Annotated in this window: 10 protein-coding genes and 1 tRNA gene; 3 read left to right on the plus strand and 8 right to left on the minus strand. The window is 44.0% G+C overall.

Annotated features, from left to right (window positions below; genetic code table 11):
- Positions 1-97: 97 nt before the first annotated feature.
- Positions 98-182 (minus strand) — tRNA-Tyr (locus tag GVO60_RS14650).
- Between the two features lie 268 nt (positions 183-450).
- On the opposite strand from GVO60_RS14650, the gene GVO60_RS14655 reads away from it, so the two are divergent.
- Together GVO60_RS14655 and vexH are read left to right on the plus strand one after the other, a co-directional pair.
- Positions 451-1,521, plus strand: a complete 1,071-nt coding sequence (locus GVO60_RS14655) for an efflux RND transporter periplasmic adaptor subunit (RefSeq protein ID WP_159655391.1) — start codon at positions 451-453, stop codon at positions 1,519-1,521.
- Positions 1,521-4,643 carry a vibriobactin export RND transporter permease subunit VexH gene (vexH, locus tag GVO60_RS14660; protein WP_159655315.1) on the plus strand — a complete coding sequence of 1,041 codons (3,123 nt, stop codon included), beginning with the start codon at positions 1,521-1,523 and terminating at the stop codon, positions 4,641-4,643. The genes GVO60_RS14655 and vexH overlap by 1 nt, the downstream gene beginning before the upstream one ends.
- Positions 4,644-4,721: 78 nt before the next feature.
- Here vexH and GVO60_RS14665 read toward each other — a convergent pair whose 3' ends face one another.
- Positions 4,722-5,321: a YitT family protein gene (locus GVO60_RS14665; RefSeq protein ID WP_159655317.1), complete on the minus strand. Its 600-nt coding sequence runs from the start codon at positions 5,319-5,321 to the stop codon at positions 4,722-4,724.
- A gap of 364 nt (positions 5,322-5,685) precedes the next feature.
- Between GVO60_RS14665 and glyA the strand changes: the two genes are divergently transcribed.
- Positions 5,686-6,936 carry a serine hydroxymethyltransferase gene (gene glyA / locus GVO60_RS14670; RefSeq protein ID WP_159655319.1) on the plus strand — a complete coding sequence of 417 codons (1,251 nt, stop codon included), beginning with the start codon at positions 5,686-5,688 and terminating at the stop codon, positions 6,934-6,936.
- Positions 6,937-7,250: 314 nt separating this feature from the next.
- On the opposite strand, the gene GVO60_RS14675 is transcribed toward glyA, so the two are convergent.
- From GVO60_RS14675 to GVO60_RS14700, 6 genes are all read right to left on the minus strand, one after another.
- Complete coding sequence (locus GVO60_RS14675; protein WP_159655321.1) at positions 7,251-7,577, minus strand: hypothetical protein; 327 nt, start codon at positions 7,575-7,577, stop codon at positions 7,251-7,253.
- Positions 7,578-7,724: 147 nt separating this feature from the next.
- Positions 7,725-8,690 (minus strand): lipoyl synthase, encoded by a 966-nt coding sequence (gene lipA, locus GVO60_RS14680; RefSeq protein WP_159655323.1) that lies wholly within the window; start codon positions 8,688-8,690, stop codon positions 7,725-7,727.
- Between the two features lie 24 nt (positions 8,691-8,714).
- Positions 8,715-9,368 (minus strand): lipoyl(octanoyl) transferase LipB, encoded by a 654-nt coding sequence (gene lipB, locus GVO60_RS14685; RefSeq protein ID WP_159655325.1) that lies wholly within the window; start codon positions 9,366-9,368, stop codon positions 8,715-8,717.
- 178 nt (positions 9,369-9,546) lie between these two features.
- Entirely contained in the window at positions 9,547-9,825 is a 279-nt protein-coding gene (gene ybeD, locus GVO60_RS14690) for a DUF493 family protein YbeD (protein WP_159655327.1), read from the minus strand.
- Between the two features lie 145 nt (positions 9,826-9,970).
- Positions 9,971-11,149 (minus strand): serine hydrolase, encoded by a 1,179-nt coding sequence (locus GVO60_RS14695; RefSeq protein WP_159655329.1) that lies wholly within the window; start codon positions 11,147-11,149, stop codon positions 9,971-9,973.
- A gap of 89 nt (positions 11,150-11,238) precedes the next feature.
- A complete protein-coding gene (locus tag GVO60_RS14700) occupies positions 11,239-12,018 on the minus strand; it encodes a septal ring lytic transglycosylase RlpA family protein (RefSeq protein ID WP_159655331.1) in 780 nt (259 codons plus the stop codon).
- Position 12,019 lies beyond the last annotated feature (1 nt).

The raw sequence follows: 12,019 nt of genomic DNA on the forward strand, positions 1-12,019 counted from the left end.
GGAACCCCTCCAGGGTGTTTTATCCTTAACTGATGTTTTCCCAACACAACAATCAAGCTTTTCTAATGTTTTAAAGGAATAAACACTAGATAAAATATGGTGGAGGGGGACGGATTCGAACCATCGAAGGCAGTGCCAGCAGATTTACAGTCTGATCCCTTTGGCCACTCGGGAACCCCTCCAGGGTATTTTTATACTTAATTGATGATTTCCCAACTCATCTCTCAAGTGCGGAGCGAATCATAGCAAACTCGCTAAAGCTGTAAAGTGTTTTCTTATAATTTTGAACTGAATGGTGCCTTTTTGGGCAAAGGTGGCAGGAATTGAGCATTAAGCTTAAACAATCAACGGCTTTGCTTACATATTATTTCGCCCTCTTTACATTACTTGACGTTCATAATACGTAATACGGGATACAATAAACGGAGTTTATCCATGCAGAATTCCATCATGAAAAATAAAATCGTTCTGAGTCTTTTATCCTTGTCTATTCTTGCCGTTTCTCCTGCTTCATTAGCGAAAAGGCAAGGTCCATCAAGTGTCACGGTTGTAACTGAACAAGTGCAAATTCATCAAGTTTCTCAATCCCTTTCACTTGTCGGTAAGTTAGATGCAGAGCAATCGGTGACAATTTCGCCAGAAGTGGCGGGTAAAGTTGATGTCATAGCTGTAGAAGCCAACCAAGAAGTGACGCAAGGGCAGCTTTTGGTGCAGTTAGATGATGATAAAGCGCGTGCATCTGTTGCCGAAGCGAGCGCTTACCTTAAAGATGAACAGCGTAAATTGAAAGAGTTTCAGCGTTTGGTGAAGCGTAATGCGATTACCCAGACGGAAATCGATGCGCAAAAAACCAGTGTCGATATTGCACAGGCGCGCCTTGATGCAGCCAATGCCAACCTAAAGGACCTTCACATTAGTGCACCTTTCTCTGGCACGGTTGGTTTTATTGATTTTAGTCGCGGAAAATTGGTGAGTGCAGGCGCAGAGTTACTTTCACTGGATGATTTATCTGTGATGCAATTGGATCTGCAAGTGCCTGAGCGTTATCTATCTCAACTTGCAAAAGGTATGAAGGTCACTGCCACTACTGCTGCATGGCAAGGTAAGGTGTTTACTGGTGAGGTGGTGGGTATTGACTCTCGAATCAATCAAGAGACGCTAAACTTGCGCGTTCGTATTCATTTCGACAATCCACAACAAGATTTGAAGCCAGGTATGTTGGTCTCTGCAGATATGGATTTCCCTGCGATGGAAGCGCCAATTATTCCAGTACAAGCTTTGGAGTACTCGGGTACCAAGCGTTACGTTTACGTTGTTGGAGCGGATAATAAAGCGGTGCGCACTGAAGTAATTTTAGGCGCGCGCGTAGACAATTTAGTTGTCATTGAAGAAGGGTTAACCATCGGCGATAAAATCGTTGTACAGGGTATTGTGAATATGCGTGATGGCATCACTGTCTCTGAACTTGGTAGCGATGGCCGTCCTAAGGGTAAACAAAAATCGCAAGAGGGCAGTAACTAATGCTGTTATCTGATGTTTCGGTTAAAAGGCCTGTTGCGGCTTTAGTCTTGAGCTTGTTGCTCTGTGTATTTGGTATTGTCTCTTTTAATAAATTGGCCGTTCGAGAGATGCCCGATATCGAAAGCCCAGTGGTCTCTATCAGTACGCGCTATGAAGGTGCGTCTGCAACCATTATTGAAAGCCAAATTACCTCCAATTTAGAAGATCAGCTTTCGGGTATCAGTGGTATTGATGAAATCTCTTCCACCACGCGAAATGGTATGTCACGTATCACGATTACGTTTGATTTAGGCTATGACCTGAATACTGGTGTGAGTGATGTGCGTGATGCTGTGGCGCGTGCTCAACGATCGCTGCCCGATGAAGCAGACGACCCTGTGGTGTTTAAAAATAACGGCTCAGGTGAAGCATCGTTATACATCAATTTAAGTTCTTCTGAAATGGACCGAACTCAGCTCACGGATTATGTAGAGCGAGTTCTAATGGATCGTTTCAGCTTAATTTCAGGTGTGAGTTCAGTTGATGTCTCAGGTGGTCTGTATAAAGTCATGTACGTCAAGCTGCAGCCAGAGCAGATGGCGGGGCGCGGTGTGACGACATCAGACATTACTTCCGCACTTCGTAGCGAGAATATGGAAAGCCCAGGGGGCGAAGTTCGTAACGATCAGATCGTAATGTCGGTTCGTACCGCGCGCAGTTACAGCCAAGTGCAAGATTTTGAATACTTAGTGGTAAAACGAGCCAGCGACAACACGCCAATCTATTTAAAAGATGTGGCAGATGTTTACATTGGCGCAGAAAACGAGAACTCGACCTTTAAGAGTGATGGCGTCGTTAACGTGAGTATGGGGATTGTTCCTCAATCGGATGCGAACCCACTTGAAGTTGCAGATCGTGTTCATAAAGAAGTTGAAGCGATTCAGCAATTCTTACCAGAAGGTACTCGTCTAGCGATTGACTATGATTCCACCGTATTTATTGAACGTTCTGTGGCCGAAGTGTATAGCACGCTCTTTATCACTGGTGGCTTGGTTGTTTTAGTACTTTATATCTTTATTGGTCAAGCGAGAGCGACACTGATTCCTGCGGTAACCGTGCCAGTCTCTTTGATTTCATCTTTTATCGCCGCGTATTACTTTGGCTTTTCTATCAACTTAATCACCTTAATGGCTCTGATTTTGTCGATTGGTCTGGTGGTCGATGATGCGATAGTGGTTGTGGAGAATATTTTCCATCACATTGAAAACGGTGAAAAGCCATTGCTGGCTGCTTATAAAGGCACTCGTGAAGTAGGATTTGCTGTTATTGCGACAACCTTAGTCTTGGTGATGGTCTTCCTACCGATCTCGTTCATGGATGGCATGGTTGGTCTGATATTCACTGAGTTTTCTGTTTTGCTGGCGATGTCGGTGATCTTCTCGTCTTTAATTGCGCTGACTCTGACGCCAGTACTTGGCAGCAAGCTTCTCAAAGCGAACGTCAAGCCTAACCGTTTTAACCTCTTTATCGACCGCATGTTTGGTCATTTGGAGTCTGGTTACCGAGCTTTATTGAAAGGCGCGTTGAAGTGGAAATGGGCCGCTCCTTTGGTTATTGCAGCTTGTGTAGGTGGTAGTTGGGGTTTGATGCAACAAGTACCGGCGCAACTGACGCCATCAGAAGACCGCGGGGTGATCTTTGCGTTTGTTCGTGGTGCTGATGCCACCAGTTATAACCGTATGTCTGCCAACATGGATATAGTAGAAGAGCGTTTGATGCCGTTGCTTGGGCAAGGCTTCTTAAAGTCATTCAGTATCCAATCACCAGCATTTGGTGGTAACGCTGGCGACCAAACAGGTTTTGTCATCATGATATTGGAGGATTGGCAAGATCGTGATGTGACGGCTCAAGAGGCGTTGGGTCAAGTGCGTAAATCTCTAGCTGGGATTCCGGATGTTCGAGTGTTCCCGTTTATGCCAGGCTTCCGAGGTGGTTCGAGCGAGCCTGTTCAATTTGTCTTGGGTGGTAGCGACTACCCGGAGCTAAAAACTTGGGCGGAAAAGCTTGAGCGTCTCGCGGAAGAATCTCCTTTCATGGAAGGGGCCGATATCAACTACTCAGAAAAAACGCCAGAGTTGGTGGTGACGGTAGACAAGCAGCGTGCTGCAGAGCTTGGGATCAGTGTGGCTGATATTTCAGATACCTTAGAAATCATGCTAGGTGGTAAGAGTGAAACGACCTTCGTCGAGCGTGGTGAGGAATATGATGTTTATCTGCGTGGTGACGAGAATAGCTTCAATAACGCTGCGGATTTAAGTCAAATCTATATGCGTACCGCGTCGGGCGAATTAGTGACTCTAGATGCAGTGACCAAGATAGAAGAAGTGGCGTCATCGATCCGTCTTTCTCACTACAATAAGCAGAAGGCGGTGACCATTACGGCTAACTTGTCGAATGGTTACACTTTAGGTGAAGCTCTTGATTTCCTAGACCAGCAAGCCATAGAAATCTTGCCGGCGGATATTTCGGTCAGTTACTCAGGTGAGTCGAAAGACTACAAAGAGAACCAATCGAGTATTCTGGTGGTATTCGCTTTAGCATTGCTGGTGGCTTACTTAGTGTTGGCAGCGCAGTTTGAAAGCTTCATCAATCCTCTAGTGGTGATGTTTACCGTGCCTATGGGTGTATTTGGTGGCTTCCTTGGTCTGTTTGTGATGGGGCAAGGGCTCAATATCTATAGTCAGATTGGCATGATCATGCTTATTGGTATGGTAACCAAAAATGGTATTTTGATTGTGGAGTTTGCTAACCAGTTGCGTGATCGTGGCATTGAGTTTGAAAAAGCGATTGTTGATGCGTCAGCGCGCCGCTTACGCCCGATTTTGATGACGGCTTTTACTACTCTAGCTGGAGCTATTCCTCTGATCCTATCAACCGGTGCGGGTTATGAGAGCCGCGTGGCTGTAGGTACTGTGATTTTCTTCGGTATGGGATTTGCGACTCTAGTGACGCTGTTTGTCATTCCAGCCATGTATCGCTTGATTTCGGCAAGTACGCAATCACCAGGTCATGTAGAAGCAGAGTTGAACAAAGAGCTAAGCCATGATGTGAAAGCACGAACGTCTCATGGTGAGTTGAACTAAGGTGTGGAAGTCGTCATTCCATAGACTGACGAAAGAGGGGGACGTTTTTACGTCCCCCTCTTTTTGTTCGTTAGTTCTCTAGCCGTAGTTTACACTATAACGAGTTGGTTTATGGTTCATTGCCAACACAAGATTAAGGGCGATAGCGCCAAGAATAGAGAGACCAATCACTTCAGGTGAAACGAAGAAGCAGGACGCAACTAAGATACAGAAATCGATCGCAAGTTGAGATTTACCTACCGAAATCCCGAACTTATCTTGAATGAATAAGCACAGCACGTTGAAGCCACCCAGACTTGAACGATGACGGAATAAAATCAACATGCCTAAGCCCATCAGTAGGCCTCCCGCCACAGCGCAGTAAACTTCGTTGATGGTATCTAAGCTAATGACCAAATAAAGGTGATCGGCAAAAATAGAAACCAAAGCACCAGAAATCGCACTATTGAATGCGAAACGTGAACCAAAGCGTTTCCAAGCGAGTAAATAGAAAGGGCTATTAGCGATAAAATAGAGCGTACCAAAAGAGACCGGAACAAACTGGCTTGCTAAAAGGGCAAGACCGGTTGTGCCTCCAGTTAGGAGCGACGCTGATTGTAAGAAGAAGACGCCTTGAGCCACTAGGAATGTCCCAGTCAGAATTGCGATCCAATCTTCTTTTTTTGAGTGTTTTTCCATCAATTTGAAATTTAACTAGACAATAATGGCGAGCATACTATTTAAAAAACGAGGATTTCGGTAGCTTGAGGGTTAAATTTAGGGTAAACCTATGTAATTATCGTTTTACGGGGTGTAAAGGGTAAAATTGACACTTCTCTTAAAAGCGAGAGTTAAAAAGTGCCAACATGACGATCCTTGTAAATCATCATGAAAAAACTGCATGAGAAAAAATGAATTTTTCTCTTTATGACCTAGATCAAATTATGTAGAATGCGCGTCATTAGCTTGATGCAAACGTTTGCGCGAATGATTTTGCGTAGATTAATGGGTCATAATCAGTTTTTTTGCAAATTTCAGTCTAAATCTGAGTCAGGAGATACAGATGCTTAAGCGTGATATGAACATCGCAGATTACGATGCGGAATTGTTCGCAGCAATCCAAGAAGAAACTCTTCGCCAGGAAGAACACATTGAACTAATCGCTTCTGAAAACTACACAAGCCCACGTGTAATGGAAGCGCAAGGTTCTCAGCTAACAAACAAGTACGCTGAAGGTTACCCAGGCAAGCGCTACTATGGTGGTTGTGAGTACGTTGATAAAGCTGAAGCTCTAGCAATCGATCGTGCGTGTCAGCTATTTGGCTGTGAGTACGCGAACGTTCAGCCTCACTCTGGTTCTCAAGCAAACAGCGCTGTTTACATGGCTCTTTTGAACCCAGGCGATACTGTTTTAGGTATGAGCCTAGCACACGGTGGTCACCTGACTCACGGTTCACCAGTAAACTTCTCTGGTAAGCATTACAACGTTATCCCTTACGGTATCGATGAAGCGGGTCAAATCAACTACGATGAAATGGAGCAACTTGCTCTAGAGCACAAGCCAAAGATGATTATCGGTGGTTTCTCAGCTTACTCTCAAATCGTAGATTGGGCTCGCATGCGTGAAATCGCAGACAAAGCAGGCGCTTGGTTGTTCGTAGATATGGCACACGTAGCTGGTCTTATCGCAGCAGGTGAATACCCAACACCAGTACCACACGCTCATGTTGTAACAACAACAACGCACAAAACACTAGCAGGTCCACGCGGCGGTCTAATCCTGTCTAACGCTGGTGAAGATATGTACAAGAAGCTGAACTCAGCTGTCTTCCCAGGTGGTCAAGGTGGTCCTCTAATGCACGTAATCGCGGGTAAAGCGGTCGCGTTTAAAGAAGCAATGGAACCAGAATTTAAAGCGTACCAATCTCGCGTAGTGAAAAACGCGAAAGCAATGGTTGCTCAGTTCCAAGAGCGTGGTTACAAAATCGTATCTAACGGTACTGAAAACCACCTGTTCCTAGTCGACTTAATCGATAAAGACATCACAGGTAAAGATGCTGATGCAGCTCTAGGTGCAGCAAACATCACTGTGAACAAGAACTCTGTACCAAACGACCCTCGTAGCCCATTTGTTACTTCAGGTATCCGTGTAGGTTCTCCAGCAATCACTCGTCGTGGTTTCACTGAAGAAGATGCAAAAGAGCTAGCAAACTGGATGTGTGACGTCCTAGATAACATCGGCAATGAAGAAGTTATCGAAGCGACAAAAGCAAAAGTATTGGAAATCTGTAAGCGTCTACCAGTTTACGCTTAATTTTTCTGCCTAATTTGGTCTATTTCTTCGTCAAAGGTGCTCATTTACTGGCGTAAACTCCACGCCTTTTCCTTGAACTAGAGCCAACTCAGTTTGAAAATTATTTGAAGCCTCATCATTTGATGGGGCTTTTTTGTATCTGTCAAAAATAGATTATCGAGCTAATGTTAGGAGAAAAACATTTTAGAAGGGAGAGGACAGCGATCATTCCATAGAGCAATGAAGGTGAGGAGTAGGGAAAGTCTTGAAGATGACAATAAAGCAAAAAGGGCTGATCTTTTCACATCAACCCTTTTACTGACTGGTTTCTTAGCTTATTTTGAAATGCTAAGTAACGTTCCTGACTTACATTTGAACGAGTAGTATTTGCGGCTCTCGTTAAATTTACCTAGACCTTCACCATCGCAGTAGTCGATGTTGATGTCACGCATGGTTTCTAGTGTATCTTCGCTTGTTAAAGCAAATTTAGAACCGTCGGAACAGATAATACGAACACGACCATCATCACTGACTGAGTAGATATCAACTTCGGTATTACAAAGCTCAAAAGATGCTTCTCTAAAATTGTCTTGCTTTGTATTTGAAGCGCAACCAACAGAAAGCGTTGCTAATGCGATGGCGATAAACCCTAATTTTTTCATGTTAGATCCTTGGATATATACCTTATCGATTAGGTATTTTGTAATGGTTATAGGGTAAGACTATAGAAGTGTGCTGTCTCATTCAAGAATCGATAACAAAAAGGGCTGGCTTATTCTGTCAACCCTTTCAACAAGATGAAGCTTAAGTTAGCTTACTTCTACACCTTGTGCTTGAAGATCTGCGTGGTACGAAGAGCGTACGAATGGACCACAAGCGGCGTGTGTAAAGCCAAGTTCTAGTGCAATTTCTTTCAGTTCATCAAATTCTGATGGTGGAACATAACGCTCTACAGGAAGGTGATGACGGCTTGGCGCTAAGTATTGGCCTAGTGTTAGCATGGTCACGCCGTGCTCACGTAAATCTTTCAGTACTTGAATGATCTCTTCTTTGGTTTCGCCTAAACCCATCATGACACCGGACTTAGTTGGGATATCAGGGTGCTGTTCTTTGAACTTTTTAAGTAGATCTAAAGACCACTTGTAGTTTGCACCTGGACGAGCCTTACGGTAAAGACGAGGTGCAGTTTCTAAGTTGTGGTTGAACACATCTGGCGGGTTGTCTTTAAGTAGCTCAAGCGCAACGTCCATACGACCACGGAAGTCAGGAACCAGTGTTTCAATCTTAATATGTGGGTTTAACTCACGGATCTCTCGGTTACAGTCAGCGAAGTGCTGAGCGCCGCCATCACGTAGATCATCACGGTCAACTGACGTGATTACCACATACTTTAGCTTCATATCTTGGATAGTTTTTGCCAGTTTCTTCGGCTCATCCGCTTCAGGTGTTAATGGGCGGCCGTGTGCAACGTCACAGAAAGGGCAGCGACGAGTACAGATCGCACCTAAGATCATAAAGGTCGCGGTACCGTGGTTGAAACATTCAGCAAGGTTAGGGCATGACGCTTCTTCACAAACGGAGTGCAGGTTATTTTTACGCATAGCCGATTTGATATCTTGGATACGTTGACTGTCTGAAGGTAGTTTAATCTTCATCCATTCAGGCTTGCGTAGAACTTCTTTTTGCTCAGTTGGCATATTTTTTACTGGAATAAGTGCCATCTTATCGGCGTCGCGGTACTTAACGCCTTTTTCCATTTGAATTGGTTTACTCATGCTTCTTTTGCTTCTCTTTACTTCTTATCGTACAGAAAGAGCTTCTGTGCTGAATTCAACTTGCCCGTAGCCAAGCAAAGTAACAAGTTCTTCGACTAAGGTCTTTTCGACTTGTTCGAGATCTTTTGGTCCGCCTAGTTGGCTCACCTGGACCATTTCCATTCCGGCATAACCACACGGATTGATTCGTAAAAATGGACTTAAATCCATATCTACGTTGAGCGCGAGGCCATGGAATGAACAGCCTTTACGGATTCTAAGCCCTAAAGAGCAGATCTTTTTGCCATCGACATATACACCGGGTGCATCCGGTCTTGCCGCCGCGTCAATATTGTAATGCTTTAAGGTGTTGATCACGAGGTTCTCAATATGAGTAACGAGATCTCTAACACCTAACTTCTTTCTACGCAGGTTTATCAAGAAATATGCGACCAATTGGCCTGGGCCATGATAGGTCACTTGACCGCCGCGGTCGCTTTGTACAACAGGAATATCACCGGTATTTAAAAGGTGCTCCGCTTTGCCCGCTTGACCTTGCGTAAATACTGGGTTGTGTTCAACAAGCCAGATTTCATCGACAGTTTCATCAGTTCGGTTGTCGGTAAAGTCATGCATTGCTTGCCAAATTGGCTGGTAATCTTGTCTTCCCAAATACTTCACAACAAGCTGGTTTTGCATTCCAGATCCCACGGTCGATGAATTAAGTTGCCAGATTATAAACTGGATCCGCTAATTCAACTATATACCAGTAACACATTTTTAACCCTAGAGAATATGTAGGATTATTATCTGTTTGATAACTAAAAAGAAAGCAGCTTTCGCTGCTTTCAAAAAAAATTGAAGGTATCAAATAAAATTATAGAACCATACGTACAATATCAATTTCACCGAGCTCTTTGTAAAGCGTTTCAACTTGCTCAATAGAAGTTGCAGTGATGTTGACTGATACTGAGTGGTAGTTGCCTTTTGCACTTGGCTTTACTACTGGGCTGTAATCGCCTGGAGCATGGCGTTGGATCACTTCAAGAACCTTTTCTGGTAGTTCTGGTTTTGCATAGCCCATTACTTTGTAAGTGAACGAGCAAGGGAACTCAAGTAGGTCTTTCAGCTTTGCATCTGAGTTAATATTCAGCATAGGAAACTCCAAGTTGGACAGTCATTTTCGCAGCGCGGAATATTACTGTCATTAACGTTAAATCTCAATACACCTGTTATGGCTCAGGTGTGATAAAAAAAGCCGCAATAAGCGGCTTTTTCGATGAATTCGTTAAGAATTACAATTATAAGAAGCTCTTAAATAGCATTACGATGTAATCCCATAGACGACTAAACAGACTACCTTCTTCTACATCTTCAAGAGCAAGAAGTGGGTACTCGGCAACATCTTCGCCTTCTAGTTGATAGTATAGCTTACCAACAACATCGCCTTTATTAATTGGGGCTTCTAACTCTTTTTCAAGTACGAAGCTTGCTTTTAGGTTCTTGGCTTGGCCACGAGGTAGAGTTACATAGGTGTCTTGGTCTAAACCCAACGCAACCATATCTTTGTCACCCATCCAAATTTTCTCTTCAACAAAGGTTTCACCTGCTTTATGTGGCGCCACTGTTTCAAAGAATCGGAAGCCGTAGCTCAGTAGTTTTTTACTTTCTGATTTACGAGCATTCGCATTTTTGGTGCCCATCACGACAGCAACAAGGCGCATTTTACCTTCAGTTGCAGAGCTCACAAGGCTGTAACCCGCATTGCTAGTGTGGCCAGTTTTGATACCGTCCACGTTCATGCTTTTATCCCAAAGTAGACCGTTACGGTTGTATTGAGTAATGCCGTTGTAAGTGAATTTCTTCTCTGAGTAGATACGATACTCATCTGGCACATCACGAATTAGTGCGCTACCTAATAGAGCCATGTCGTAAGGTGTTGAGTAAAGATCTGGGTTATCTAGACCATGCACGTTAGCAAAGTGCGTATCTTTCATGCCGATGGTGTCAGCCCAAGCATTCATCAGGTCAACAAAAGCATCTTCGGAGCCGGCAATGTGTTCTGCCATTGCCACACATGCATCGTTACCAGACTGAATGATGATACCGCGGTTAAGCTCTTCCACTTTTACCGTTGTACCAACTTCAATGAACATTTTTGATGAGTCAGGGAAGTTTTTCGCCCAAGCGTTTTTGCTGATCGTAACGTCATCTTCAAGAGAGATGTTACCGCGCTCAAGTTCTTGACCAATTACATAGCTGGTCATCATCTTCGTCAAGCTTGCAGGAGATAGACGAGTGTTCATCTCTTTTTCAGCGAGAACTTTGCCTGAATGGTAGTCCATCAATACGTAGCCTTTCGCTGCGATTTGTGGAGCATCAGGTACAACAATAGGAGTTGCGAAAGCAGAAGTTGCGAAAGTTGCAGAAAGCGCAATAGAAGACGCAAAAACGGATTTAATAAGCGTTGTTTTTTTCATATTGACTACAGGTTTATCTTTAACTGTCCATATCTTAACAGAATCACCCTTTCAAGCTAGTGTCGGTTCAATAGCTTGGAAGATTAACTCTACAAGGATTTAATAAACGCACTTGGAAAGCCAAGTGTTTTTACTTGTTCTAAAGTTTTTTGAGTTTGCATGTAGTCATCGAAAGGTCCAAGGAGAACTCGATGGATATCTTTCTCTGATCCTACATAACTCTCTACCGCAAGCTTTTGACCTAAATCTTGCGCTAAAGTTCGCACGCGCTCTGGATGTTGTGAAGAGGCAACCTGAACGACGAATTTTGGTAATGCTTGTTGTTTGTGCGCGGCCGTTGGTTTATCCACCGTGATGACTTTGATAGAGACGTTTGCGGTGCCGGTTTTGATTACATCAAGCTTGGTTGCCGCTGCGTAGCTGAGGTCAATCACACGGCCGGGATGGAAGGGGCCTCGGTCATTGACTCGTACAATCGCGGTCTTTCCGTTGTCTTTGTTAGTGACTTCTACGTAGCTAGGCAAAGGCAAAGTCTTATGTGCCGCGGACATAGAGTACATGTCGTAGATTTCACCATTTGACGTTAAGTGGCCATGGAATTTCTTGCCATACCAGGAAGCAATGCCTTCTTCGCTGAACCCTTGAGCATCTTTGACGATTTTATAGCTTTCGCCGCGTAGGGTGTAATCTTTGTTACCGCCTAAGCTATACGGTTCATATTGAGGATTAGCATCTTCAATGTGATCAACGGAAATCGGTTTTTCTGGAGCCACATCATTATCAATTGAATAGCGTTTTGATGGCGCTGAAGAACAGCCAGCTAGCAGAATGCTCATAAAGGCCAAAACTAGCATTGATTTATTATTCATA

The sequence above is a fragment of the Vibrio atypicus genome, from assembly GCF_009811315.1.
Lineage (GTDB): Bacteria > Pseudomonadota > Gammaproteobacteria > Enterobacterales > Vibrionaceae > Vibrio > Vibrio atypicus.

What these genes read in the sequence shown, in the direction of transcription:
- lipB (WP_159655325.1), bottom strand. Translation starts at nt 9,368, where the DNA reads ATGCAAAACCAGCTTGTTGTGAAGTATTTGGGAAGACAAGATTACCAG.
- GVO60_RS14700 (WP_159655331.1), bottom strand. Translation starts at nt 12,018, where the DNA reads ATGAATAATAAATCAATGCTAGTTTTGGCCTTTATGAGCATTCTGCTA.
- GVO60_RS14675 (WP_159655321.1), bottom strand. Translation starts at nt 7,577, where the DNA reads ATGAAAAAATTAGGGTTTATCGCCATCGCATTAGCAACGCTTTCTGTT.
- GVO60_RS14655 (WP_159655391.1), top strand. Translation starts at nt 451, where the DNA reads ATGAAAAATAAAATCGTTCTGAGTCTTTTATCCTTGTCTATTCTTGCC.
- ybeD (WP_159655327.1), bottom strand. Translation starts at nt 9,825, where the DNA reads ATGCTGAATATTAACTCAGATGCAAAGCTGAAAGACCTACTTGAGTTC.
- vexH (WP_159655315.1), top strand. Translation starts at nt 1,521, where the DNA reads ATGCTGTTATCTGATGTTTCGGTTAAAAGGCCTGTTGCGGCTTTAGTC.
- glyA (WP_159655319.1), top strand. Translation starts at nt 5,686, where the DNA reads ATGCTTAAGCGTGATATGAACATCGCAGATTACGATGCGGAATTGTTC.
- GVO60_RS14695 (WP_159655329.1), bottom strand. Translation starts at nt 11,149, where the DNA reads ATGAAAAAAACAACGCTTATTAAATCCGTTTTTGCGTCTTCTATTGCG.
- GVO60_RS14665 (WP_159655317.1), bottom strand. Translation starts at nt 5,321, where the DNA reads ATGGAAAAACACTCAAAAAAAGAAGATTGGATCGCAATTCTGACTGGG.
- lipA (WP_159655323.1), bottom strand. Translation starts at nt 8,690, where the DNA reads ATGAGTAAACCAATTCAAATGGAAAAAGGCGTTAAGTACCGCGACGCC.